This window comes from Streptomyces sp. R-74717, assembly GCF_047305335.1.
Classification (GTDB): Bacteria; Actinomycetota; Actinomycetes; order Streptomycetales; family Streptomycetaceae; genus Streptomyces; species Streptomyces atratus.
The window spans coordinates 1,864,228-1,889,980 of sequence record NZ_CP102361.1 but is presented as its reverse complement, the minus strand read 5'-3'; the positions used below and the strand labels follow the sequence as shown (position 1 = coordinate 1,889,980).

Sequence of the window (25,753 nt, the reverse complement as noted above, 5' to 3'; positions counted from 1 at the left end):
CCCCCTCCCGGGGCCGCCCCCGGGGAACGTGCCCCCGAGGGCATGGCCGGGCGCCCCGGCGCACCACAGAACCGCACAGGCGGCCCGGCAGGTCTTCGTCGCCCTCCTTCTCGCCGTACTCACCGTCGTCGGCGGCGCCCCCGCAGCCGCCGGATCCGTACTCCCCGACCGGCCGTTCGCCGGTGTGCCGCCCTCCGCCGCGTACTCACCCGGCGCCCATCAGCCCACCCCGCACACGGACCGGACCGCCCGCACGGGCACCGTCCACGACACCCGGCGCACCCGCACGGCCACGGCGACCGACCGCCACCGGACCGCGCCGACGACCGGACCCCTGCCCAGGGCCGGCACCGACCACGCCCGGACCCCGCACCCTCTCCCGCCGCCCGCCCCCTACTTCCTGCTGCCCGGCGCACCGGGCATCCGCGCACCGCACCACGCCTTCCGGCGGGCTCCCGCCGCACCCGCTCGTGCCACCGACCGCTTCCGCGCAGCACTCCCCGTCGTACGCGGTCCTCCGAGGCCGGCCGTTCACCGGCCACCGGTCCTGCCACCGGCCCCGTCCCACAGACCCGCCGGAACGTCCTCGCCGAGGTGAGGGCGCCCGGCGCCCCCTCGGAGGAAACCCATGACTCGCGCCACCACGGTGCGAGCGGTTCTGGCTGCGGCCGTCCTGCTCGTCTCCGTGCTCATCACGCTGACCATGTCACCCAGACTCGGCCTCGACCTTCAGGGCGGCACCAGACTGGTGCTCCAGGCCAAGGACTCCGACACCGCGAAAGCGGACCGGGAGAGCACCGACCGCACCCTTGAGGTGCTCCGCCAGCGCATCGACTCCCTCGGCGTCACCGAACCCACCCTGACCCGCTCCGGCGAGGACCGGATCATCGTCGAACTCCCGGACGTCCAGGACCCGCGCAAGGCCGCCGAAGTCATCGGCAGAACCGCCCAGCTCAGCTTCCACGCGATCCAGGGCCCCGCCGCGCAGAACGACGAAAGGGCGGACGCCAAGGCCGACGCCAAGGCCGACGCCGAGGCCGGCAACGGGCCGACGCTCCCCGACGAGCAGGGCCGCTCCCTCGACCTCGGCCCGGCCCGGCTCTCCGGCGCGGGCGTCAAGGACGCCACCACCGCTTTCGACGCCCAGCAGGGCGCCGGCTGGACCGTCTCCCTCGACTTCCACAAGAAGGCCGGCCGGGACTGGACCCGGCTGACCGGTGAGGCCGCCTGCCACCCGGTCCAGGACGACCGGCGCCGCGTCGCCATCGTCCTCGACCAGCAGATCATCTCCTCGCCGGAGGTCTCACCCTCGGTGGGCTGCAACGTCGGCCTGCCGTCCGGGTCCACCCAGATCACCGGCTCCTTCAGCGCCGACGAGGCCCGGGAACTGGCCCTGCTCATCAAGGGCGGCGCTCTGCCGCTCCCCGTCGAGATCGTCGAACAGCGGACCGTCGGCCCGACGCTCGGCGCCGCCGCCATCGACGCCAGCGCCCGGGCCGCCCTCATCGGCGCCGCGGCCACCGCGCTCTTCATCACCATCGTCTACCGGCTCTTCGGCGCGCTCGCCGCCGTCGCGCTCGCTGCCTACGGGTTGATCTCCTACGCGGCCCTGGTCGCCCTCGGAGTCACCCTCACCCTGCCCGGCCTGGCCGGGTTCGTCCTGGCCATCGGGATGGCGGTCGACGCCAACGTGCTGGTCTTCGAACGGGCCAGAGAGGAACACGCACAGCACCCGGGCCGCTCCCTGCGCTCCTCGCTGACCGCCGGATTCCGAAACGCCTGGAGCGCCGTCGCCGACTCCAACGTCACGACGCTGATCGCGGCCGGGCTGCTCTTCTTCCTCGGCTCCGGGCCCGTGAAGGGCTTCGGCGTCACACTCGCCATCGGTGTGCTCGCCTCGATGTTCTCCGCACTCGTCATCGCCCGCGCACTCACCGACATCGCCGCACGCTCACGATTCGTCAGCGACTACCGGGGCATCAACGGCATCGCCGCCCCCGGCCGGGTGCGCACCTGGCTGACCCGCCGCGATCCCCAGCTGATGCGTTCGCCGCGCCGCTGGCTGCTGATTTCCACGGCACTGATCGCCGTCGCGGTCCTCGGCATCGTCGTACGCGGCGTCAACCTGGGCGTCGAATTCACCGGCGGCCGGCTCGTCGAGTACTCGACCAGCCGGCCCGTCGACGTGGAGCGGGCCCGCACCGCCCTCGCCGACGCGGGCTTCGATGACGTCGAGGTCACCACGGCGGGCGAGGGCGACCTCTCCGTACGCACCGGAGAACTCGACAACGACGGCGAACACGCCCTGCGCGCCGCCCTCGCGGAGGAGGGCGGCGAAACCACCAAGGTCCGCGACGAACTCATCGGCCCCAGCCTCGGCGACGAACTCCGGCGCAACGCCCTGATCGCGCTCGGCATCGCCGTCCTCGTACAGCTGGCGTATCTGGCGATCCGGTTCCGCTGGACGTTCGCCGTGGCCTCGGTCGTGGCGCTGGTCCACGACGTCATCATCCTGGTCGGCGCCTTCGCCTGGCTCGGACGCACCGTCGACGGCATCTTCCTGGCCGCACTGCTCACCGTCATCGGATACTCCGTCAACGACTCGGTGGTCGTCTTCGACCGGGTGCGGGAACTGTGGGCGAAGGCCCGTCGCGTGCCTCTTGCCACGGTCGCCAACCGGGCCGTTCTCCAGACCGTCCCGAGAACGGTCAACACCGGAATGGGTGCCCTGTTCATCCTGACCGCACTTGCCGTGCTGGGCGGCGACTCCCTCGCGGACTTTGCGCTCGCCCTGCTGATCGGCATCTGCGTCGGCACGTACTCCTCGGTGCTGACCGCCGTACCGGCCGCGCTCCTCCTGGAGCGGAGCAGCAAGGCCCCGCCGCCCGCCCGGAAGCGGGCTCCCGGACGCCGGTCCGGTACGAAGGCGGGGCGCCGGGACCCGCTCGACAACGGGGCACGCGTATAGCGGCTCCGGAACGCACATCGCCCCCGCCCCGGGAACCGGCCTCCTTCCGGGCGGGGGCGATGTGCGTCGGTCGTGGTGTTCCGTGCGCCCGGGGCGGCACAATTCCGACCACCCACACCGTGATCGGAGCGTGGCCGTGTCCGTGCGCGTCGTGCTGCGTGAGGCATGGTCCACCGTCGTACCGGACATGAACGACCGGCATGGACCGCTGCCGCCCATGATGCTCGCCCTGACCGTCGTCAGCTGGTCGACGCCGTCAGTTACCTGGAACTCGGCCGGGTCTTCGTCGCGAACATGACCGGCAATGTGGTCTTCTCCGGCTTCGCGATCGCCGGAGCCCCCGGATTCTCGCTCGTCGCGCTTGCCGCGTTCGCGATGGGGGAACTGCTCGGCGGCCTGATCGTGCACCGTGCCCTGACGCATCGCGGCCGGATGCTGTTGTACGCGCTCCTCGTCGAAACCGCCTGTGTCCTGGCCGCGCTGATCGTCACTCTGGCTTCCGGCCATCCGTTCGTGGGCGGGGTCCGCTTCGCGCTCATCGCACTGCTCGGACTCGGACTCGGTGCGCAGAACGCCATCTCCCGGGCGCTGGCGGTCCCCGACCTCACCACCACCGTGCTGACCCTGACCATCACCGGCATCCTCTCCGACAGCCGCTTCGCCGGCGGAGGCGGCAGCAAGGCCGGACGGCGGTGCTCTCGGCCGCCGCCATGATGACCGGAGCATTCGTCGGAGCCGTGGCCGTACTGCACGGGCACCCGCGACTTCCCCTGCTGCTCGCCGTGGTGGTCCTGGCGGTCGTGACCACGGCCGCGATTGTCCTGGCGCGGGCCGACGCCCCCTGGATCCGCCCGATCGTCAGGAAGTGAGGGACCGCAGATGGTCGGCGGTCGCCCGGTCGGCGGGCAGGAACGTCTCGATGGCCAGCTCGGCCACCGTCACATCCATCGGGGTATTGAACGTCGCGATGGAGGAGACGAACGAGAGCACCTGCCCGCCGTGCTCGATATGCAAGGGCAGCGCGAACGGCAGGGGCGACGCGGGGCCGGCTCCCGCGTTCTCCCCGGCGCCCCCGCCGCTCCCCGCTGCTCCGGCCCCCTCGGCCCTGTCAGCACCTTCCGGTGCGGGATAGCCCGCGACCTCCTCGTACAGCTCACGCAGCTCCGCAGACCGGGCCAGGGCGATCTGGCGGTCCATCTGCGCCAGCAGATCGGCACGCCACTCCCGAAGATTGCGGATGCGTGGGGCCAGGCCCTCCGGGTGGAGAGTGAGCCGCATGGCATTCAGCGGCGGGGCCAGCAGATGCCCGGCCACTCCCTCCAGCAGCATTGCGATGCCCCGATTGGCCGCCACCACGTTGTACATGCCGTCGACGACGAGCGCCGGGTAGGGGTCGTACCCCTGGAGCAGTCGCTCCATCCCCTCGCGCAGCGCGCCCAGCGCCGGGTCGTCGAGCGCGGTCTGTGCGTAGCGGGGCGCGTAACCGGCCACCACCAGCAGGGCGTTGCGTTCCCTGACCGGGATGTCGAGATGCTCGGCCAGCCGCAGGATCAAGTCCTCGCTGGGGCGGGAACGGCCCGTCTCGATGAAGGAAATGTGCCGGGCAGAGGAATCCGCGCGGAGCGCCAGCTCCAACTGGCTGATGCGACGCTGCTCCCGCCAGCTGCGCAGCAGCGGCCCTACCCCCGTGTCAAGCGCGACAGTTGTCATACGAAGACCGTAACGTCACCGGCACCGCCGACCGGCACCGATCGCTCGTAGGGAGTCGCAGCATGCCCGCCGCACCATTGTCGCAGAAGGAGATCGAGGACCGTCTGGGTGACCTGCCCGGCTGGTCGCTGGAGGGAGACCGGATCACCTGTACCTACCGGCTCCGCACGCACTTCGCCGCCGTCGGGCTGACCGTGCATGTCGCCCAGATCCAGGACGAACTGAACCACCACTCCGATCTGACCCTCGGTTACAACACCGTCACCCTGTCTGTGAACACCCACGACGCGGGTGGTGTGGTCACCGAGAACGATCTGAACCTGGCCGCGCGGGTGGTGGCGATCGCCGCCGGACACGGCGTGAGGTAGCCGGACGGGCGGGCACGCCGCCGAACACCGGGCCGGGGGCCGCGGGGGGCGGGCGACGTGCAGCCGTGCCGCGGCGCAGGCCGCTCATGCGCGATGACATGTCACATTGCAGAGTCGAAACGGGGTGCATGACGGCATGTCACATCGCAGCGCCGAACCGTGGATGCGTGCTGGTACTGCGTGCGAGAGGCCGAGACGGTGGCCGCTTGCCCCGACCGCGTCCGGGGCATCGGCCCAAGGGGTGCCGGTGCGCTGACTTGCCGAACCGGCAAAGAATCTTGCCAGGGGGTTGATGTGTGGTGAGGCTGTCCCCATGAGCCAGCACACCGACCACGGTCACCAGCACGACACCGCCGGCAGCCATCGGCGTGACACCACCCACGGTCATCACCACGGCAGCACACCGGGACACCAGCACGACACCACCGACATCGACTGGGGCGTCATGGGCCCGCGGCTGGAGCAGAACGCCGAGCTCAGCCGCCCGCAGTACGAGGAGGCGGCCCGTTGGATCGCCGGCCTGCCCACGGCCCCGAAGGTGCGCAGGATTCTCGACATCGGCAGCGGACCCGGCGTGATCGCCTGTCTGCTCGCCGAGGTGTTTCCCGAGGCGGAAGTCGTCGCCGTCGACGGCACCCCGGCGCTTCTGGAACGCACCCGGGCCCGCGCGCAGCGGCTCGGTCTCGGTGACCGGGTCCGTACACAGCAGGCCGACATCCCCGACGGCCTCGCCGAGCTGGGGGAGGCGGATCTGATCTGGGTGGGCAACGCCCTGCACCACATGGGTGACCAGCGCGCAGTTCTCGCCGGGTTTGCCGCGCTGCTGCGCCCCGGTGGGACCGTCGCCCTGGTGGAGGGCGGTCTGCCGCCCCGCCAGCTCCCGCGTGACATCGGCATGGGCCGGCCGGGTCTGGAGGCCAGGCTCGACGCGATCACCGCGGACTGGTTCGAGGACATGCGGGCGTCACTGCCCGGCACCAAGCGGGAGACCGAGGACTGGAGCGCCCTGTGCACCGCGGTGGGTCTGGACCCGCAGGGCACCCGCAGCTTCCTGCTGGACCTTCCGGCGCCCCTCTCCGAGCCGGCCCGCGACCATGTCATCGCAGAATTCGCCCGTCGGCGCGAGATGTTCGAAGAGTCCCTGACGGCCGACGACATCGCCGTACTGGACCGGTTGCTCGACCCCGAGGACCCGGCCGGGCTGCACCGCCGCCCCGATGTCTTCCTGCTCACGGTCCGTACGGTGCACCTGGCCCGACGGGGGTGACCTGTGCTGACCTGCTAGGTTCCCGGGACACGGCGGACCGGGCAGACCGGTGCGCGGGAACCGAGGGGGAGACGAACGCATGGGCGTATCCCTGAACTGGCTGACCCGCCGCCACGAGCTCGGACTGACCGTGCTCGCGGGCCGCAGCGCACTCGACCGCGAAGTGATGTGGGCGCACAGCATCGAACTGGCCGACCCCACCCCTTGGCTCAGCGGCGGCGAGCTGCTGCTCACGACCGGCCTGAGGCTGCCGGGGACACCCGCGGGGCAACGTGCCTACGTGGCACGACTGGCCGGTGCCGGCGTGGCCGCCGTCGCGTTCGGTACCGGCCTGTCCCATGCGCAGGTCCCGGCCGCCGTGGTCGAGGCAGCCGAGGAGGCCGGACTGCCGCTGCTCGAAGTACCGCTGCCCACGCCCTTCGTCGCGATCACCAAGGCCGTGATGGAACGTCTGGCGGAGCAGAGTTATGAAGGGGTCGTGCGCGCCTCCCGGATCCAGCTCCGGATGACCCGTGCCGCGCTGCGCGGCGCCGCCCGGGCGGTCGTGCGTGAACTCGCTGCCTCGACCGGTACCCAGGTGCTGTACATGGACGGGGCGGGCGCCGTGCGGGCGTCTCATCCGCCGGGCTCGGCAGGGCCGGAACCGGTCGTTCTGGCGGAGCTGCGTGCCCCTGGAGCGGGCGACGGGGCCTCGGCGGCAGTGAGCACCGGGCCGCAGGGGAGCGTCGTGGCACAGCAGGTACGCGTCGGGCCCCGGGCCCACGGCCGCCTTGTGCTCGTCACCGGCCGGGAGCTGACCGCCGTGGACCACCTCCTCCTCGGCCACGCGGCGTCGCTCATCGCCCTCCACGAGGAGAAGCCGCTGCGCCTCATGGACGAACAGCACCACGTCAACGGCCTGTTCCTGCGCATGCTCCTGGACGGGACGGTGTCCGCGCCCACGGCCCACGGCCATCTCACGGAGGCCGGGTTCCCCGTGCGGGACGGAATCAGCGTGCTCGTGCTGCGCGGTGGCAGCCCCCGGCGGGCACTGGACGCGGCGGGCAGCGATCTCGCCGAGCGGGGTCTGCCCCGGTTCGGCACCGTTCGCGACGGGTGCGCGGTGCTGCTTCTGCCGGGCGACGGGTCGGTGCAGGCCCGTGCGCTCACCGACGGTGCGGCGGCCCGGCTGAGGCCGAGGCCCCATGCCGGGCTGAGCGACAGGCACGGTCTGGACGCGGTGCCCCAGGCGCTGCGCGAGGCCGCCAACGCCGCCGCGGTGGCCGAGGCACGCAGCGGGCACGAACTCGTCCCCTTCGCTTCGCTGGCGGGTCAGATCCTGGTCACCGCGCCCGAGACCCGTGGTCTGCTGCGCGAGCTGTCCGCGGTCCGCATCGCCCCGCTCGCCGACTACGACCGGCAGCACGGCACGGATCTCATCGCATCGCTCCGTGCGTTCCTGGAGCATCACGGCCAGTGGGGCGCGGCCGCGACGTCCCTGGGAGTGCACCGGCATACACTGCGCAGCCGCGTCGACCGGATCCACGCGCTGCTGGACGTCGATCTCGACTCCGCCCACGTACGGGCCGAGCTGCTGCTGGCACTGTCGGCCTGGCCAGGGGAGAACGCCGATGCGGATGGGGCGGTCCGCACCTCCCGGCCGTGAGGATCAGCCGCCAGTGACACCGCGGCACCGCTCCTACACACCAGTGCCGCACTCCTGCGCGATCACCTCACCGAGCAGCCCCAAGCCCTCGTCAAGGAGTGTGTCCGGGATGGACAGCGGCGGCAGGAACCGCAGTACGTTGCCGTAGCTTCCCGCGGTCAGCACCAGCAGGCCCCGGTCGTGGCAGCGCCGCGCGATACGGGCCGTCAGCTCGGCGGCGGCCGCGCCGACCGACGGCGCCCAGCGGCAGGCCACCGCCCAGGCCCGTGGCCGTGGTCAGGCCGGTCCCGGAAGTTCCGGAGGGGCTGGAAGGGACGGAAACACCAGGCATGTGACCTCCTGCGAAGAGTGGGGTGCCGGCGCACAGCGGCGCGGGCTGCCGAGCCAACCAGTCGTCCGGGCGCACCGCCCATGGACGGATTGGAGTGCCCTGCGGCATCGGCGCGGGACATCTCGTCCACTGCGGGGACGCGTGCCGCGTGCCCAAGATGTGGCTTCGCGATCCCGGCCGTCACCGGCCAGGCACTCGGCAGGTCGCCTCGCGCAAGGATGCGTATCGAGAGGAAGGCACATGCAGCACACCCCAGCCACCGCCCGCGCGGCGGATCCCGCACCGGATCCCGCGCAGCAGACGCCGTTGCTGCGCCACCTCGTGGTCGGCATTCTGCACTTCAACTCCGAGACTGCCGGGGCCGACCCGCATGTGCCCTTCGGCGGATCACGGCACAGCGGCTTCGGCCCGCGCGAACAGGGACGCGCAGCACGGGACTTCTTCACCACCACGACCACGGTGTCCATACGCGGCTCCCGGACGGTGATCCGATGAACGCCTCCGTTCCCGGCCCCCTGTCGGGTGTCGTGGTCGCCGACTTCGGACGGGTGCTGGCCGCCCCGTACGCCACGATGCTCCTCGCGGACCTGGGCGCCGATGTCATCAAGGTGGAACGTCCGGGCACCGGCGACGACACCCGGGCCTGGGGCCCGCCGCGCGCCCATGACGAGACCACCTACTTCCTGTCCGTGAACCGCAACAAGCGGTCCTTCGCCGTCGATCTCGGCACGGAGGAAGGACGCCGCGACGCGCACGAGCTGGTGCGCCGCGCCGATGTGCTCTTCGAGAACTTCCGCCCCGGCACGATGGACAAGTACGGGCTCTCCTACAAGGAGGCCCATGCGCTCAACCCCGGCATCGTCTACTGCTCGGTGACCGGATTCGGAGCCGGTGAAGGCGCCTCGCTCCCCGGCTACGACCTGCTGCTGCAGGCGGTCGGCGGGCTGATGAGCATCACCGGGCCCGCACCTGGGCAGCCCGTCAAGACGGGCGTGGCGCTGGTCGACGTACTGACCGGCCTGCACGCGGCCGTGGGGGTCCTGGCGGCGCTGCGCCACCGCGACGCGACCGGCGAAGGCCAGCACGTCGAGGTCAGTCTGCTGTCCTCGCTGCTGTCGAGCATGGTGAACCAGGCGGGCGGGTACACCCTGGCCGGCCAGGTGCCGGGCATCCTCGGCAACCGTCACCCGTCCATCGCCCCGTACGAGGTGTACGGGGCTGCGGACCGGCCGCTGGTCGTCGCCGTCGGCAACGACCGGCAGTTCCTCGCCCTGTGCCGGGGCCTGGGCGCAGACGCGCTCGCCGCCGATCCCAGGTTCGCCTCGAACGCGGACCGGGTCGCGCACGTCGATGCGCTGGCCGAGGAGATCTCCGCACGGCTCGCCCTGCGTACCGCCGCCGAGTGGGTCGACCTGCTCACCCCGCTCGGGGTGCCCTGCGGTCCGGTCAACGACCTCGCAGACGCCTTCGACCTCGCCGAACGCCTGGGCCTGTCCCCGCGGGTCACACCGGCCGACGCGGACCCCGACGACCCGATGCGCCTGGTGGCCAACCCCATCGGGCTGTCCCGTACCCCGCCGCGTTACGAGCGGCGCCCGCCGCGGCTCGGCGAGCACACCGAGGACCTCAGGCGCTGGCTGGACAGCTGACCGCCCGTCCGGCCCGCCTCCGTACCCCGCACTCATTCCGATCGACACCGGCAGCACGTACCGAAGGAGTTCCCCCATGCCCCCGGCCAAGCGCCTCAAGGACCCGCTCGACCTGCTGGACATCGCCTCCCTGCTCACCGACGAGGAGTGCGAGATCCAGGCCACGGTCGCCCGATTCCTGACCGAGCGGGTCCGTCCGCACATCGGCCAATGGTTCGAGGACGCACACTTCGCCCGCGAACTGGCGCCCGAACTCGGCAAGCTCGGTGTGCTCGGCATGCACCTGGACGGCTACGGCTGCGCGGGCACGGGCGCGGTCAGCTACGGACTCGCCTGCCTGGAGCTGGAGGCGGCCGACTCGGGTCTGCGCAGCTTCGTGTCCGTCCAGGGATCCCTCTCCATGTTCTCGATCCGGCAGTGGGGATCGGAGGACCAGAAGCAGGAGTGGCTGCCGCGGCTCGCCGCAGGTGAGGCGATCGGCTGTTTCGGGCTGACCGAGCCGGACTTCGGCAGCAACCCGGCCGACATGCGTACCCGGGCCGTCCGCGACGGCGGCGACTGGATCCTGAACGGCTCCAAGATGTGGATCACCAACGGCGGTATCGCCGATGTCGCCACCGTCTGGGCGCAGACCGAGGACGGGGTACGGGGCTTCCTCGTCCCGCGAGGCACTCCCGGCTTCACCACCAGCAACATCAAGCAGAAAATGTCGCTGCGTGCGTCGATCACCTCCGAGCTGCACTTCGAGGACGTCCGCCTGCCCGGTTCGGCCCTCCTGCCCGGGGCCCGGGGACTGCGAGGCCCGCTGTCCTGCCTGAACGAGGCCCGCTTCGGGATCCTTTTCGGCGCGGTCGGCGCCGGGCGCGACTGCCTGCAGGCGACGCTCGACTACGCCGACTCGCGCATCCAGTTCGGCAAGCCGATCAGCGCCTTCCAGCTCACTCAGCGCAAGCTGGCCGACATGGCGCTGTCGCTCGGCAACGCCGCCCTCCTCGCGGTGCATCTGGGACGCCTCAAGGAACGGGAGACGCTGCGGCCCGAGCAGATCAGCGTCGGCAAGCTCAACAACGTACGCGAGGCCCTGGCCATCGCCCGCGAATGCCGGACCGTACTCGGGGCCAATGGCGTCTCGCTGGAGTACTCGCCCCTGCGGCACGCCAACAACCTCGAATCGGTCCTGACCTACGAGGGCACCAGCGAGATCCACACCCTGGCCGTCGGCCATGCCCTCACCGGGCAGGCAGCCTACCGCTGACACACGGGGCGTCATGACGCTCCCTCTGCCCGGCCGCGCTCCCGCCGGCCGGGCTTCCCCTCTCCAGCACCCCAGCCAGATCCCGCCCAGGACACATCGGCCCGGCCGCCGTACTGACCTACGTACTGGCAGGGGCCCTCATCGTCTCGTGATCCGGATGCTCGGAGAAATGGCATCCGCGAGCCGTGCTCGCCAGCACCGCCATCGGCTACGCCTGTGTCGTCGCGTTCGTCGCGTTCGTCGCGTTCGTCGCGTTCGTCGCGTTCGTCGCGTTCGTCGCGTTCGTCGCGTTCGTCGCGTTCGTCGCCGACAGCCGCTAGCAGCTGTTGATGAGCCTCCTGGCCTGGGACGTCGCGCTGCTTGCGTACGCTGCGGGCCGGGCACTGCGCTCCGGACGGAGGGGCGCACCGGATGCGGCCGACATCGCCGTGGAATGAGCGCTCACCCGCAGCCACGGGGCACCCGTCGACCCGGGGAACGTTCTTCGGCACGCACCATCGGCGCGTCACCGCAGGTCAGGGCGGGTGGGACTGTGGATGACGGGCATTCAGGGCGGTGGCGTACGGCTCCCGCCAGGGCCGTGTCAACAAAGACACGCTGCCATCAGGGGTGAGAGGGCATCAGGAAGTCGCCTGGACAGGCTAATGCCACATCAATTCGCCCATAAATAAGGGTGATTGGCAGCTTGTCAGATTATCTGGAAATGGCATTTGGGTGTCTTGTGTACCCCGATTGGCGCCCCGGCCCCGCCCCTTCCAACGTGTCCGATATGACAGCTATGGGGGCCGTTAGTACGTTCAATTACGGGTCGGCTGCTCGGCCGGCCTCTCTGAGACAGGAGAAGTGACATGGTTACGCGTTCCACTGTCGTTACTGCCGCACTCGCGGCTGCCGCGGCCTTGGCCGCCACCGGCATCACGTACGCCTCGGCTGCCTCCACGGAGCCGGCCCAAGCTGCCCCGGTCGTCCAGCAGCAGGCCGCCGCCCCCGTGTCGGCCCCCAACGGCGGCAACGGCGGCAACGGCGGCAACGGCAACGAGGGCAACGGCAACGAGGGCAACGGCAACGAGGGCAACGGCAACGAGGGCAAGGGCAACGAGGGTAGGGGTGGTGGTGGCTACGAGAACAAGGGTGGTGGCCGCGAGAACAAGGGCCACCGGGAACACTTCAGGGGCCGGATCCAGATCAACGAGCGCACCTACACCGCCGAAGGCGGCGGCTGCATCACGGTGGTCAGCGGTCTCGGTTCCAAGACCCTCAACATCCGCAACGAAAGCCGCCGGACCGTCGAGGTCTTCCGTGGTGCGACCTGCGACAACGGCGCCCCGCTGGCGACCGTCGGTCCCTGGAGCTCCAGCGACGGCGTTCACCCGGGCCGTGTCCGGGGCGGTGTGAAGGTCCACAACGGAGTCGTGGGCAGCTTCCGAGTGATCGAGCGCCACCACGGCGGCGAAGGCGGCGGCGGCGACTTCGGCGGCGGCGACTTCGGCGGCGACTACTGAAACCGGTGATCGAGCACCATCACAACGACTGGTGACCGAGCACCACTACAAAGGCCGGTGATCGATTCACCCGCCTGGCATAGAACCCCGGCCCGCCGGAATCGGGCCGGGGTTCCAGTCTGGATACTTCTGCCACGCCATACTAGAGCCGGACGGTGAGGCGCTGCCAGCCTGGCTGGACAGCCGTGCCGTACGTGGCCTTCGAGCCTTTGGCAGGACCCGGCGACCGGGGCGGCAGAACGTGGCGCCGGCGCGGCAGACGCCGCCCACGTCCCGGCCGCCGGGAGCCTGGCCAGGCATGGGGCCGGATTCCCGATGGCTTTACCGGGCCTGCGATCGAATCCGAACGAAAACGGCTCAGACCATGGGGGTGTCCGACACCGGCTCCAACTGCCACCACTGGCCGGAGGAGTCGGTGTCCTCCCACTGCTGGACGCGGGCACCGTCCACCGTGCTGCCATCGGCCACCTCGAGGACGAGCCCGCTGATGAAACTGACCAGGGTCACCACCCCCGGCGCCTCCAGGTGCTGCTCGATCAGCCATTCCTGGGCGCCGTAGTTGTTGGCTCGCCACTGCTGGACCACGGCGCCGTTCTCGGTGGAGGCATTGGCGACGTCCAGCCGCTTGCCGCTGTGGACATTGACCAGGTGGTACAGCGCGGCACCCTCGTGCACGGGCGTCAGCTCCCAGTGCTGGGCCGCCGAACCGCTTTCCTTACCCTGCTGCACCGGGGCGCCTGCGCCCTTGGCGGAGCCGTACACCTCCAGCAGCAGCCCGCTGCCCACATTGCGCAGCCGGTAGCGACCCGCTGCGACGACGGGCGCGGTGTCCCCGTTCATGTTCCGTTTCCTTCCTGGGCAGCAGACCGCCGCCCGGCTCGGCAGGCGGGCGGCGATCTGTGTACTTCAACGGCGCAGCGACACGGCTCAGGCGCCGAGGTTGAACTCGCCCGGGTTCGGGCCGAGACGCTTGCCCTCGTCCAGTGCGGCGAACGCGGCCAGGTCGTCGGCGTCCAGCTCGAAGCCGAACACATCGAGGTTCTCCACGATCCGGGACGGCGTCACGGACTTCGGGATCACCACATTCCCGGTCTGGATGTGCCAGCGGAGCACCACCTGGGCCGGCGTGCGGCCATGCTTCTGGGCGATCGCGACGACCGTCGGGACTTCCAGGAGGCCCTTGCCCTGGCCCAGCGGCGACCAGGCCTCGGTCGCGATGCCGTGCTTGGTGTGGAAGGCGCGGGACTCGGCCTGCTGGAGCTGCGGGTGGAGCTCGATCTGGTTGATCACCGGGACCACGGAGGTCTCGCCGAGCAGGCGCTCCAGGTGCTCGGGCAGGAAGTTCGAGACACCGATGGCCTTCGCACGGCCCTCGGAGTAGATCTTCTCGAAGGCCTTGTACGTGTCGATGTACGCGTCCTTGGCCGGCACCGGCCAGTGGATCAGATACAGATCGACGTAGTCCAGACCAAGTTTGTCGAGCGAGGTGTCGAAGGCGCGCAGGGTGGAGTCGTAGCCCTGGTCGGCGTTCCACAGCTTCGTCGTGACGAAGAGCTCCTCGCGGGCGACACCGGAGGCTGCGACGGCCCGGCCCGTGCCCTCTTCGTTCTCGTAGATCGCGGCGGTGTCGATGCTCCGGTACCCGGACTCGATGGCTGTCGCGACGGCCTTCGCGGCCTCGTCGTCCGGTACCTGCCAGACACCGAAACCGAGCTGCGGCATCTCGACGCCGTTGTTGAGGGTGATGGAGGGGACCTTGCTCACGAGCGGTCGATCCTTACGTCGGCGGTTGGCATTCTCATGCTCAACGATCACAGGGCGCGATGCATTCCCTGCCGACCTGACGTTCAGCAACCCCTCACTGCCCCGACCGGGATCGACGCGACACCGACTCGATATTGCTCCGACCTTATTCGTCCGGGCCATTGACCGAGTCCCGTCAAGGCGTAACTCTGAAGCACATCACTGAATGATGAACACTCTTGTGAACGCAGCGTTTGGTGGCTGCGGAGAAAAGGGCCACACCCCACTCAATCCTGAACCCCCACCTCAGGAAGGCTGGTACGGCTTATGTCTGATCGCAAGAAGACATCGGAGCACCACCCGGACGGCATGATCGGCCTGAGCTTCAACAGGCTGGACAGCATGCAGGCCGGCCGCCCTCTGTTCCGAGCGAGGTCGAAGCGATGAATCCCTCCAGGCGAGCCTTACTCGGTGCGGCAATCGGCGGCGCCGTGGCGGCCACCACCGGCCCCTCTGCCACCGCGCACGCGGCGAGCTGGCGACTGCGCTGGTCGCCCTCGGCGAGCAGCGGCGGACTCGGCGCCTTCGAGACCGTCGAGGACGACCGGGCCGACTCCCATCCGGCGGGGCAGCCGCACATCCTCACCGAGGGCGACAACTTCCGGTTCAACATGCACACCGTCGACCGGGACACCTCGACGGACCGTCAGCGCCAGGAAGTGACCGGACTGCGCACCAGCGGCAGCTCCTACCTCAAGTGGCTGCCCGGAGAGACCTGGCGGATCACATACCGGATGTACATCCCCGGCTCGCTGAAGGCGACCACCACCTTCACGCACATCATGCAGATGAAGCAGCCGGGCAACGGCACCTCGCCGATCGTCGTGCAGTCGCTGCGCCGGGTGAACGGCGTACAGACCATCGAGCTCAAGCTCGCCGTCGCCGACATCCTCGTCGGCCGCACCGACCTCGTACCGCTGCAGAACAAATGGATCGACGTCGACTTCCGGATCACGGTCGGCGACGGTACGGCGGGCTCGGTCCGCTGGATTCTGAAGGACGGTTCGACCGCCGTCATCGACAAGTCGAAGTCCGGTGCCGACACCTACCTCGCCGACCGCGTACGGCCCAAGTGGGGCATCTACCGGTCGCTCGGCGACACCTCGGGATCGCTGCAGGACACCCATCTTCTGCTCACGGGCATGCGCGGCTACCAACTGGTCTGAGGGGCTGATCCATGAACACCGGCAGACGTCCGCCCGTCCGTATGCTGCTCGTCGTCGCGCTGCTGCTCGGCGCTCTCAGCCTGCAGGCACCGGCCCGGGCCGAGCTGCAGAACCCCCGTCAGGACTTTCTGCGCTCCGCCACCGCGGGCCTCTTCCTGCACTGGGGTGAGCGCACCGCACCCGCGCACACCGACTGCGCCGACTGGGAGTCCGACGTCACTTCCGGCGGCTGGAACCCCGACTACTGGGTCACCGAGGCCCAGAAGCTGCACGCCCAGTACCTGGTGCTCGCCACCTTTCACAGTCGCCTCGGCTACGCCCGCCCCTGGCCGTCCAGTATCCCGGGAAGCTGTTCCACCGAGCGTGACTTCCTGGGCGAGACGATCGCAGCCGCCAAGGCGAAGGGGCTCAGGACGATCCTCTACATGACGGACGACCCCAAATGGCACAACGAGGGCGGGCACGAGTGGCTGGACTCGGCCGCGTACTCCGCGTACAAGGGCGGCTCGGTCGACCTGACCACCCGGGACGGCTTCGGGGAGTTCAGCTACGACAACTTCTTCGAGGTCATGGACCGCTATCCGGACCTCGGTGGCTTCTGGATCGACAACGACAATGCGTACTGGGAGAGCCATGACCTCTACGCGCAGATCTATCGGAAGCGCCCCCACTACACGATCAGCAACAACAATGAGGACACGCCGATCATGGACATGGTCAGCAATGAGCAGAAGACCGGGATGACGCCGTCGTACGACTATCCGCAGGCGGTCTACACGGCACAGCCCCGGCTCACCGAGGCCGACTTCAAACTGCCGTCCACGGGGGCCTGGTGGTACGACGGCTCCGATCCTGCCGTGGACAGGAAGCTCACCCTCGGACGGCTGATCACCAACGCGGGCTCCTCGGTCAAGGCGCTGATGGCCGAGACGGCTCAGGTCAACGGCGTCTTCCCGGCCAATCAGGCCGCGTTCAACACGTTCGCCGACTCCTTTCTCGACCCCATCTGGGAGTCGCTGCACGGGGTCGAGGGCGGCGGATACATGTACGGCGGGCTGAAGCCTGGCTTCTGGAACGACGGTGCCCACGGCGTCACGACCGTCAACCGGGCCCACCCCGACCTGAGTTACATCCATGTCCTCACCCCGCCGTCCACCTCCACGCTGAAGATCCGGGACAACGGGTACCGGGTGAAGCGCGTGACCAACCTCCGTACGGGAGCCCGCGTCCGCTTCGAGCAGTCGGAAGGCACCCTCAGCCTCACCGGCCTGGGGGCCTGGGATCCGTACGACACGGTCTTCAAGGTGACCACGGCCGGGCGCACCGGCATCATCGCGCCCTCGTCGTACACCATGACCGCCGGTACCTCGGCGCCCGGGCACGCGGCGGCGGCCGCCGCCGACGGCAGTTACCTCACCTACTGGGACAACGGCAAGTCGCTCCCCGCGCGACTCGACTACGACCTCGGATCGGCCGGGAAAGTGCGGTACATCGGTATCAACCAGCGTGAGGACTCGGTGAGTTACGCGCGATCCGATACCGAGCAGTCCGCACGGATTAGGGACTACAGCGTGTACGTCAGCAGCGACGGCACCGACTGGGGGAGTCCGGTGAAGTCCGGCACGCTGCCCAGCGCGCGCGGGGTCGCGCTGATCGACATCCCCGCGACCCGTGCCCGGCACGTCCGGCTGGAGGTCACCAGCACCTATGCCGCATCCACGGACGCGAGCCGCTACCAGCGGTTGCGGATCGACGAGACCTGGATCGGCACGGCCTACCCGGGCGGCAACGCGACATCGGCGTCCGGCACCGGACGGGTCACCGTGCCCGACCCCGACCACCTCGACAGGAGGTAGAGCGCCCTCTCGGACACGGGGCGGCGGGGTGATCCCGTCGCCCCTCCGGGCTGCCTGCGGTCCGCTCAACCCACTTGCAATGTTCCGGGATTTGGGCCCGCGCGGGGCATTGACAGAACGGGCCCCAGGGAATCCTATGCAGTGTTGGTTAGGAACCTTTCCTAACGTCGAACCGGAAGGGATCACCGTGCACCCTGCCGCACCCCCACGCCGCATCGTGGCCGTCTTCGCCGGACTCAGCTGTCTGCTTCTGCCCCTGCTCGCCCACCTTCCGCAGGCCTCAGCCGCCACGGCCGCGTACGAGGCCGAGAACGCGAGCCTGTACCGGGCGGCCGTGGCGACGAACCACACCGGCTACTCCGGCACCGGCTTCGTCGACTACACCAACGTCGCCGGCTCGTCGGTGGAGTTCACGGTGGACGCCACCGCGGGCAGCACCTCGCTCGCCATCCGCTACGCCAACGGTACGACCACCAACCGCCCGATGGACATCAGCGTCAACGGTACGGTCGTCGCCTCCGGGGCGGCCTTCAACGGGACCGGCTCCTGGGACACCTGGGCGACGAAGACCATCACCGCCCAGCTCGTCGCCGGAACCAACACGATCCGTGCCACCGCGACCACGGCGAACGGCGGCCCCAACCTCGACTACCTGGACAGCGCAGACCCCGCCGCCGGTGGTCCCGCAGTGCCCTTCGGCAGCCACCGATTCCCGTACGCCGCAGGGACGCTGAAGCCGTCCGGCTCACAGTCGGCGCTCGACCAGGCCGTGATCAAGACGTACAACGCCTGGAAGTCCGCGTTCGTCAGGAAGAACTGCGGCAACGGCTGGTACGAGGTCATCTCGCCGGACGCCGACCACCCCTACGTCGCCGAGGCCCAGGGCTACGGCATGGTCGTCACCGCGACGATGGCAGGAGCCGACCCGGAGGCGAAGACCGTCTTCGACGGCATGGTGAAGTACATGCTCGCGCACCCCTCGGTCAACAACGCCAACCTTCTCGCCGCCGAGCAGGACGCCTCCTGCAAGAGCGTCGACGGCTCCGACTCGGCGACGGACGGGGACCTCGACGTCGCCTACGGGCTGCTCCTCGCCGACAAGCAGTGGGGATCCACGGGCACGTACAACTACAAGGATCTCGCGGTCAAGCACATCAACGCCATCATGAAGAGCGAGGTCAACCCGACCACCCACCTCATGCTGCTCGGTGACTGGTCGGACTCCGGTGAGTCCCACTACTGGATGACCCGCTCCTCGGACTGGATGATCGACCACTTCCGCGCCTTCAGGACGGCCACGGGCGACAGCACCTGGGACACCGTGCGCACGGCCCATCAGAATCTCATCACCACTCAGCAGACCAAGTACGCGGCGAACACCGGCCTGTTGGCCGACTTCGTCGTCAACACGAACACCACGCCCAAGCCCGCTGCGGGTGAGGTGCTCGAAGGCCCCAACGACGGCGACTACTCCTGGAACGCCTGCCGCGACCCGTGGCGCATCGGCGCGGACGCCGTCACCAGCGGGGACGCGGCCTCGCTCGCCTCGGCGCGCAAGCTCAACTCCTGGATCAAGTCCAGGACCGGCGGCGACCCGAACAGGATCGTCACCGGCTACCACCTGAACGGCACGGCGTTCGACAGCGGCGACGACATGGCATTCACCGCCCCGTTCGTCGTGACCGCGCTGACCGACCCCGGCTCCCAGGCCTGGCTCGACGCGCTCTGGAGCAAGCTCGCCGCCACCTCGATCGACCCACAGCTCTACTACGGCGGGAGCGTCCAGCTGCAGTCGATGATCGTCGCATCCGGCAACTACTGGGTTCCCTGACGGAGGTTCAGATGAAGGCCAGCACACTCACCACGTTACGAGGAAGAGTGGCCGCGCTCGCGGTCGTGCTGCTCTGTACCGGCCTGGTGCAGGCGGTGCCGCAATCCGCCTCGGCGGCGCCCACCCGGTACGAGGCGGAGTCCGCGACGATCGTCCAGGGCGCCGCGGAGTCCAATCACTCCGGCTACTCCGGGACAGGCTTCGTCAACGGCGACAATGTCGTCGGCAGCTATGTGGAGTTCACTGTCACCGCGGCCTCTGCCGGGACCGGACAGATCGCCATCCGGTACTCCAACGGCACGACGGCCGGCCGGCCCGCGGATGTCGCCGTGGGCGGCACGGTCGTCTCGGCCGCCCGCGCCTTCAACGCCACCGCCGACTGGAACACCTGGGCCACCTCCACCCTGACCACCCCGGTCAAGGCAGGCAGCAACAAGATCCGGCTGACGTCCACGACGGCCGACGGGCTGCCCAACCTCGACTACATCGACTTCACGGTCACCTCATCGGACACACAAGCACCCACCGCACCCGGCCGGCCCAGCTGCTCGGCGATCACCGAGGACAGCCTCACGCTGAACTGGGACGCCGCCACCGACAACGTGGGCGTCGTCGCGTACGACATCTACGAACACGGCAACAAGTTCGCGGAGGCGGCGGGCACCGCCACGACGGAGAACCTGACCGGGCTCATCCCCAATACCACGTACAACATCACGTTGTTCGCGCGTGACGCGGCCGGCAATGTGTCGTCGGTCAGCCCGATCGTGGACTGCACCACCCTGCCCAGCTCCGACACCACCGCACCCTCGGCACCGGGCACCCTGTCCACCTCGGGCCTCACCGCGAACAGCGTTGTCCTGAACTGGGGAGCGTCGACTGACAACAAGGCCGTCACCGCCTACGAGGTACGCAGCGGCAGCACCGTCTACAAGACCGTGACCGGTACCCCGCCGGCCACCACGACCACCCTCACCGGGCTCGCCTGCGCCAGCCCGTACACCCTGGACGTCGTCGCCAAGGACGCTGCGGGCAATGTCTCGCCTCCGGGCAACACGGTCACCTTCACCACCTCGGCCTGCGCCACCGACGGCGGCGTACCGTCGGACATCGCCACCGTCTCCACCGGCTGGTCCATCCCCTGGGGCACCTACTGGATGCCCGACGGCAAGACCGCGCTGGTGACCGAACGGGACAGCTTCAAGGTCTTCAAGGTCACCCCCGGCGGCACCAGGACCCAGGTCGGTGCCGTGCCGGGCACCGTCACGACCACCGGTGAGGGCGGCCTGCTCGGCGTCGCCGTCGACCCCAAGTGGTCCACCAACCACTATGTGTACTTCATGCACACCGCGTCCGAGGGCAACCGCGTCGCCCGCATGACATACGACGGCAGCTCGCTCGGCGGATACACGGTCCTGCTCCAGGGGATCAAGAAGAGCAGGTACCACAACGGCGGACGGCTCGCCTTCGGCCCCGACGGCTACCTGTACGCGTCGACCGGCGAGGCCCAGACCCCCGACCTCGCACAGGACAAGAACTCGCTCAACGGCAAGATCCTCCGGATGACCACGGACGGCAAGGCCGCCCCCGGCAACCCGTTCGGCAACTACGTCTACAGCTATGGCCACCGCAACCCGCAGGGCCTCGCCTTCGACGGCAAAGGACGCCTGTGGGAGGCGGAGTTCGGCGACAGCAAGAAGGACGAGCTCAATCTCATCAAGCCGGGCAACAACTACGGCTGGCCCGTCTGCGAGGGCAGCTGCTCCACCGCCGGCATGACCAACCCGAAGAAGACCTGGAACGTCTCCGAGGCCTCGCCCAGCGGGATCGCCATCGTCCGCAATGTCATCTACATGGCCGCGCTGAAGGGCGAACGGCTGTGGCGGGTGCCGATCAGCGGTGACACCGAGAACCTCGGCACGCCGACCGCGTACTACGTCGGTACGTACGGCCGGCTGCGTACGGTCACCAAGGTGCCCGGCCAGGACGAGCTCTGGCTCTCCACCACCAACTGCGACAACAACGGAGGCGAACCGGACGGCGCGGACAAGCTGTTCCGCATCTCGATCACCTAGCAGGCGCTCAACCGCTGAGGCACCGCCGTGCCTCAGCGGTACAGCGCGTCGACCTCCGCCGCGTACGCCGTCTCGATCGCCTTGCGCTTCAGCTTCAGGGACGGCGTGAGCAGACCGTGCTCCTCGCTGAACGGATGCGCCAGAATCCGGAACGTACGGATCGACTCGGCCTGCGACACTGCTGTGTTGGCGGCCACCACCGCGCGCCGGACCTCCATCTCCAGCTCCGGATCCCGCACCAGATCCCCCGGCCTCATGGGCGGCCGCCCCTGCATGGAGAGCCAGTGGTCCACCGACTCCTGGTCGACCGTGACCAGGGCCGCGATGTACGGCCGGTCGTTGCCTACCACGATGCACTGCGCGACCAGCGGATGTGCCCGCACCCGTTCCTCCAGACCGGCCGGCGAGACGCTCTTGCCGCCGGACGTCACCAGGATCTCCTTCTTCCGCCCGGTGATCGTCAGATAGCCGTCCTCGTCGAGCGCCCCCAGATCCCCGGTGGCCAGCCAGCCGTCGCGCAGTACCGCGTCGGTGGCCTTCGGGTCGCCGAGATAGCCCGTGAACACATTGCCGCCGTGCACCCACACCTCGCCGTCCTCGGCGATGTGCACGGTGGTGCCGGGGATCGGCTGCCCGACCGTGCCGTACCGGGTGCGCTCCGGCGGATTGGCGGTGGCCGCCGCGGTCGACTCGGTCAGCCCGTACCCCTCGTACACCGTGACGCCCGCGCCTTCGAAGAACAGCCCGAGCTTCCGCTCCATACCCGAACCGCCGGACATGGCGTGCCGGATCCGGCCGCCCATCGCCTCGCGCACCTTCTTGTACACGACCTTGTCGAAGAACTGGTGCTGCATCCGCAGCCCGGCGGACGGCCCTGGACCGGTCCCGAACGCCCGCGCCTCCGTCGCCTCGGCGTACTTCACCGCGATGTCCACGGCCTTGTCGAACGGCCCGGCACGGCCCTCCGCCTCGGCCTTGCGCCGGGCAGCGTTGAAGACCTTCTCGAAGATGTACGGCACCGCCAGGATGAACGTCGGCCGGAACGACACCAGATCCGGCATCAGGGCCTTCGCCGACAGCTCCGGCTGATGGCCCAGCTTCACCCGGCCGCGGACCGCCGCGACCTCTACCATGCGGCCGAAGACATGCGCCAGGGGCAGGAAGAGCAGGGTCGCCGCCTCGTCGCCCGGCTTGGAGTGGAAGACCGACTCCCAGCGGGCGGCCATGGTGTCCGTCTCGAACATGAAGTTGGCATGCGTGATCACGCAGCCCTTGGGGCGTCCCGTCGTGCCCGAGGTGTAGATGATGGTCGCCACCGACTCGGGCGTCACCGCGCGCCGGTGGCGGTGCACCACCTCGTCCTCGACACGGGCGCCCGCGTCGAGGAGCTCGGTCACCGCGTCGGCGTCCAACTGCCAGAGCCGTTTGAGCTGCGGCAGCCGGTCGATCACCGACGCGACCGTCATCGCATGGTCCTCGTGCTCGACCACGATGGCGGACACATCGGCGTCGTGCAGCATCCAGAAGACCTGTTCGGCCGAGGACGTCGGATAGACCGGTACGGACTGGGCGCCGACCGTCCACAGCGCGAAGTCGAGGAGCGTCCACTCGTAGCGCGTACGTGCCATCAGGGCCACCCGGTCGCCGAATCTGACGCCGTGCGCGATCAGCCCCTTGGCGAGCGCCAGCACCTCGTCGCGGAACGTTGCCGCAGTGACGTCCTGCCAGCGTCCGCGCGCGTCTTTTCGGCCGAGCGCGACCCGGTGCGGATCTTCCTCGGCGTAGTCGAACACCACATCGGCCAGCCCGCCTACGAGGGGCGCGGCCGCCATGGGTGGGACAGTGAACTCGCGCAATGACCTGCTCCTTGTGGCGCTCCGCACAGCGCCGTGACGCTACCCCACCGGGCGGCGTGGCGGGAGGGCCCCGTAACGGCGGACAACGTGGCATATGCACAGGTCAGCCACCGAAATCCGGCCAGATGGGCAAGGCTCGGGCGCGGCTGAGACCGCGGAGTAAGAGGCCGGCGCCGGAATCTCCACCGAATCTGTACGCCGCTGTCACTTCCGTTTCGAGCAGGTACGAGGGTATTGGTCCGCAGGCGGGCCCGCACATGTCCGATCCGGCCGGGCCGGGCGCGGAAGTGTGGCTGTCGTCCATTGTCACCGTACGGGCGTGCGGTCATGCGCCGTCCCGGCCACTGATCGAACCGACCGTGCCGACACCGCGGATCAGCCGGTCGCCGCCCGCCAGGATCGCCGCCGCCAGGGCGTCCGCGGCCTCCTGTGCCCCGTCCCGGCGGCGGCCGTGCAGCAGGACGAAATCCACATCGCCCAGCTCCGGCAGACCCGCTCTGGCAGGCACCGGCGCCAGACCCGGCGGGATCAGCCCCCGGCTGTGAGCCATCACGCCCAGGCCCGCATGGGCCGCAGCGATCAGTCCGCTGAGGCTGGTGCTCGTACACGCGACCCGCCAGGACCGGCCGTGCTCCTCCAGGACCTCCAGAGCGCGGGCCCGGGTGATGCCCGGCGGCGGGAAGAGGATCAGCGGAACCGGACGGTCCAGGTCGATCCGCAGCTGCGGTGAACCGATCCAGGTCAGCGCGTCCTGCCAGACCAGCTCGCCGTGCGTGTCGCCGACGCGCCGCTTGGCGAGCAGCAGATCGAGCCGGCCCGCGGCCAGCCGCTGGTGCAGCGTCCCGGAAAGCTCCACCGTCAGCTCCAGCTCGACCTCCGGGTGGTCACGGCGGAACGACTCCAGGATCTCCGGCAGCCGCGTCAGCACGAAGTCCTCGGAGGCCCCGAACCGCAGCCGCCCGCGCAGCCGGGTGCCGGTGAAGAAGGTCGCGGCCCGCTCATGGGCCTGAAGAATCGTCCGGGCGAAACCGAGCATCGCCTCACCGTCCACGGTGAGATCGACCCGGTGCGTGTCCCGGGCGAACAGCTGCCGCCCCGTCGCATCCTCCAGGCGCCGCACATGCTGGCTCACCGTGGACTGCCGCACACCCAGCCGGCGGGCCGCCTGGGTGAAGCTCAGTGTCTGGGCGACGGCGAGAAAGGTACGCAACTGCGCGGGGTCGTACATGGGGTCCAGGCTATCTCGAATCGTGATGACAGTGAGAGCGGTATGCCGGATTCCCGATCACGATGATCAAGAGCAGGATGGAGAGGGCACGACCGGAACCAAGAGAACATGTGGAGCACATGAGCCGCCGCACCCTGAAACTGCCGTCCTGGCTGCCGATCGACGCGTACATCCTGGCGCTGATCGGCACGGTCGTGCTGGCGGCGATACTGCCCGCATCGGGGACCGCCGCCGATGTGGCGGGCGGTGCCTCGACCGGAGCCGTCGCCTTTCTCTTCTTCCTGTACGGCGCCCGCCTCTCCACCGCCGAGGCACTCGACGGCCTCAAGCACTGGCGGCTCCACCTCACCGTCCTCGTCTGCACCTTCGTGGCGTTCCCGCTACTAGGTCTCGCGGGCAAGGGGCTGGTGCCGTACGTCCTGACGCCGCAGCTCTACAGCGGCTTCCTCTTCCTGTGCCTCGTCCCCTCGACGATCCAGTCGTCGATCGCCTTCACCTCGATCGCCCGCGGCAATGTGCCCGCGGCGATCTGTGCGGGCTCCTTCTCCTCGATCGCCGGGATCTTCCTCACGCCGCTGCTCGCCGCCGCGCTGCTGGGCGACGACGGCGGTGGATTCTCGGCCGATGCGCTGCTGAAGATCGGGGTCCAGCTGCTGCTGCCGTTCGTCGCCGGGCAGCTGCTGCGCCGCTGGATCGGTGGCTTCATCACCCGCCACAAGAAGGTCCTCGGCCATGTCGACCGGGGCTCGATCCTGCTCGTCGTCTACACGGCGTTCAGCGAAGGCATGGTCGCGGGCATCTGGCGCCAGGTCACCCCGGCCAGGCTCGGAGCGCTGCTCGGTGCCGAGGCCGTGCTGCTCGCGCTGATGCTCGCGCTGAGCTGGTACGGGGCGAAGCGGCTCGGCTTCGACCGTGGGGACCGGATCGCCCTCCAGTTCGCCGGCTCGAAGAAGAGCCTGGCCTCCGGGCTGCCGATGGCGAGCGTCCTGTTCGGGGCGCAGGCGTCCCTCGCCGTACTGCCGCTCATGCTCTTCCATCAGATGCAGCTGATGGTGTGCGCGGTGATCGCCAAGCGCCGCTCGTACGATCCGCAGGAGGAGAACCGGGAGAACAGCGCGGTGTCACGGGAGCCCGTCACGGTGAGCTGAGGGTGCGTCCGGAGCCCCGCCCGGGGTGGGACCGGCCTGCGCAGGGGGCGCTCCCCGCCGGCCGGATCCCTGACCCGTGCAGGACGGGCGAGGCG

Annotated in this window: 22 protein-coding genes and 1 pseudogene; 17 read left to right on the top strand and 6 right to left on the bottom strand. The window is 69.6% G+C overall.

Annotation, left to right across the window (positions count from 1 at the left end):
• Positions 1-28 precede the first annotated feature (28 nt).
• The 4 genes from NRF20_RS08440 (at position 29) to NRF20_RS08425 (ending at position 3,837) form a co-directional block, all read left to right on the top strand.
• Positions 29-598: a hypothetical protein gene (locus tag NRF20_RS08440; protein WP_413752331.1), complete on the top strand. Its 570-nt coding sequence runs from the start codon at positions 29-31 to the stop codon at positions 596-598.
• 30 nt (positions 599-628) lie between these two features.
• The gene (gene secD / locus NRF20_RS08435) at positions 629-2,968 is read left to right on the top strand and encodes a protein translocase subunit SecD (RefSeq protein ID WP_413752330.1); all 2,340 of its coding nucleotides are present in this window, start codon (positions 629-631) and stop codon (positions 2,966-2,968) included.
• Between the two features lie 165 nt (positions 2,969-3,133).
• Positions 3,134-3,682 carry a DUF1275 family protein gene (locus NRF20_RS08430; RefSeq protein WP_398630610.1) on the top strand — a complete coding sequence of 183 codons (549 nt, stop codon included), beginning with the start codon at positions 3,134-3,136 and terminating at the stop codon, positions 3,680-3,682.
• Positions 3,679-3,837: a hypothetical protein gene (locus tag NRF20_RS08425; protein WP_398630611.1), complete on the top strand. Its 159-nt coding sequence runs from the start codon at positions 3,679-3,681 to the stop codon at positions 3,835-3,837. The genes NRF20_RS08430 and NRF20_RS08425 overlap by 4 nt, the downstream gene beginning before the upstream one ends.
• Here NRF20_RS08425 and NRF20_RS08420 read toward each other — a convergent pair.
• Complete coding sequence (locus NRF20_RS08420; protein ID WP_398630612.1) at positions 3,827-4,678, bottom strand: helix-turn-helix domain-containing protein; 852 nt, start codon at positions 4,676-4,678, stop codon at positions 3,827-3,829. The genes NRF20_RS08425 and NRF20_RS08420 overlap by 11 nt on opposite strands.
• A gap of 62 nt (positions 4,679-4,740) precedes the next feature.
• Here NRF20_RS08420 and NRF20_RS08415 point away from each other — a divergent pair, with 62 nt between their 5' ends.
• The 3 genes from NRF20_RS08415 (at position 4,741) to NRF20_RS08405 (ending at position 7,958) form a co-directional block, all read left to right on the top strand.
• Positions 4,741-5,046, top strand: coding sequence for a 4a-hydroxytetrahydrobiopterin dehydratase (locus NRF20_RS08415; RefSeq protein ID WP_114247647.1), 306 nt, complete (start codon positions 4,741-4,743; stop codon positions 5,044-5,046).
• 313 nt (positions 5,047-5,359) lie between these two features.
• Positions 5,360-6,313, top strand: coding sequence for a class I SAM-dependent methyltransferase (locus NRF20_RS08410; protein ID WP_398630613.1), 954 nt, complete (start codon positions 5,360-5,362; stop codon positions 6,311-6,313).
• A 79-nt stretch (positions 6,314-6,392) separates the two neighbouring features.
• A complete protein-coding gene (locus NRF20_RS08405; RefSeq protein WP_413752329.1) occupies positions 6,393-7,958 on the top strand; it encodes a PucR family transcriptional regulator in 1,566 nt (521 codons plus the stop codon).
• Between the two features lie 33 nt (positions 7,959-7,991).
• Here NRF20_RS08405 and NRF20_RS08400 read toward each other — a convergent pair.
• Positions 7,992-8,171, bottom strand: a pseudogene (locus NRF20_RS08400) (4-aminobutyrate--2-oxoglutarate transaminase); the annotation flags it as partial.
• A 358-nt stretch (positions 8,172-8,529) separates the two neighbouring features.
• Between NRF20_RS08400 and NRF20_RS08395 the strand changes: the two are divergent.
• From NRF20_RS08395 to NRF20_RS08375, 5 genes are all read left to right on the top strand, one after another.
• Positions 8,530-8,784 (top strand): aldehyde dehydrogenase family protein, encoded by a 255-nt coding sequence (locus tag NRF20_RS08395; protein ID WP_398630615.1) that lies wholly within the window; start codon positions 8,530-8,532, stop codon positions 8,782-8,784.
• The gene (locus tag NRF20_RS08390) at positions 8,781-9,938 is read left to right on the top strand and encodes a CaiB/BaiF CoA transferase family protein (protein ID WP_413752328.1); all 1,158 of its coding nucleotides are present in this window, start codon (positions 8,781-8,783) and stop codon (positions 9,936-9,938) included. Before NRF20_RS08395 ends, NRF20_RS08390 begins: the two co-directional genes overlap by 4 nt.
• 76 nt (positions 9,939-10,014) lie before the next feature.
• Positions 10,015-11,193 (top strand): acyl-CoA dehydrogenase family protein, encoded by a 1,179-nt coding sequence (locus tag NRF20_RS08385; RefSeq protein ID WP_413752327.1) that lies wholly within the window; start codon positions 10,015-10,017, stop codon positions 11,191-11,193.
• Between the two features lie 185 nt (positions 11,194-11,378).
• Positions 11,379-11,513: a hypothetical protein gene (locus NRF20_RS08380; RefSeq protein ID WP_413752326.1), complete on the top strand. Its 135-nt coding sequence runs from the start codon at positions 11,379-11,381 to the stop codon at positions 11,511-11,513.
• Positions 11,514-12,041: 528 nt separating this feature from the next.
• A complete protein-coding gene (locus NRF20_RS08375; RefSeq protein ID WP_413752325.1) occupies positions 12,042-12,695 on the top strand; it encodes a hypothetical protein in 654 nt (217 codons plus the stop codon).
• A 357-nt stretch (positions 12,696-13,052) separates the two neighbouring features.
• Here NRF20_RS08375 and NRF20_RS08370 read toward each other — a convergent pair whose 3' ends face one another.
• Together NRF20_RS08370 and NRF20_RS08365 are read right to left on the bottom strand one after the other, a co-directional pair.
• The gene (locus NRF20_RS08370; RefSeq protein ID WP_398630619.1) at positions 13,053-13,535 is read right to left on the bottom strand and encodes an RICIN domain-containing protein; all 483 of its coding nucleotides are present in this window, start codon (positions 13,533-13,535) and stop codon (positions 13,053-13,055) included.
• An 87-nt stretch (positions 13,536-13,622) separates the two neighbouring features.
• A complete protein-coding gene (locus NRF20_RS08365; protein ID WP_398630620.1) occupies positions 13,623-14,459 on the bottom strand; it encodes an aldo/keto reductase in 837 nt (278 codons plus the stop codon).
• Positions 14,460-14,881: 422 nt separating this feature from the next.
• Here NRF20_RS08365 and NRF20_RS08360 point away from each other — a divergent pair, with 422 nt between their 5' ends.
• From NRF20_RS08360 to NRF20_RS08345, 4 genes are all read left to right on the top strand, one after another.
• Positions 14,882-15,664, top strand: a complete 783-nt coding sequence (locus tag NRF20_RS08360) for a Tat pathway signal sequence domain protein (protein ID WP_398630621.1) — start codon at positions 14,882-14,884, stop codon at positions 15,662-15,664.
• Between the two features lie 11 nt (positions 15,665-15,675).
• Positions 15,676-17,520 carry a discoidin domain-containing protein gene (locus tag NRF20_RS08355; protein ID WP_413752324.1) on the top strand — a complete coding sequence of 615 codons (1,845 nt, stop codon included), beginning with the start codon at positions 15,676-15,678 and terminating at the stop codon, positions 17,518-17,520.
• 187 nt (positions 17,521-17,707) lie between these two features.
• A complete protein-coding gene (locus NRF20_RS08350) occupies positions 17,708-19,351 on the top strand; it encodes a glycosyl hydrolase family 8 (protein ID WP_413752323.1) in 1,644 nt (547 codons plus the stop codon).
• Between the two features lie 11 nt (positions 19,352-19,362).
• Positions 19,363-21,426, top strand: coding sequence for a PQQ-dependent sugar dehydrogenase (locus tag NRF20_RS08345; RefSeq protein ID WP_413752322.1), 2,064 nt, complete (start codon positions 19,363-19,365; stop codon positions 21,424-21,426).
• 32 nt (positions 21,427-21,458) lie between these two features.
• Here the strand turns inward: NRF20_RS08345 and NRF20_RS08340 are convergent, their stop codons facing one another.
• Positions 21,459-23,258, bottom strand: a complete 1,800-nt coding sequence (locus NRF20_RS08340) for an AMP-dependent synthetase/ligase (protein WP_413752321.1) — start codon at positions 23,256-23,258, stop codon at positions 21,459-21,461.
• A gap of 349 nt (positions 23,259-23,607) precedes the next feature.
• Positions 23,608-24,519: a LysR substrate-binding domain-containing protein gene (locus NRF20_RS08335; RefSeq protein ID WP_413754545.1), complete on the bottom strand. Its 912-nt coding sequence runs from the start codon at positions 24,517-24,519 to the stop codon at positions 23,608-23,610.
• 110 nt (positions 24,520-24,629) lie between these two features.
• Here NRF20_RS08335 and NRF20_RS08330 point away from each other — a divergent pair, with 110 nt between their 5' ends.
• A complete protein-coding gene (locus NRF20_RS08330) occupies positions 24,630-25,658 on the top strand; it encodes a bile acid:sodium symporter family protein (RefSeq protein ID WP_413752320.1) in 1,029 nt (342 codons plus the stop codon).
• The last annotated feature ends 95 nt before the right edge of the window (positions 25,659-25,753 follow it).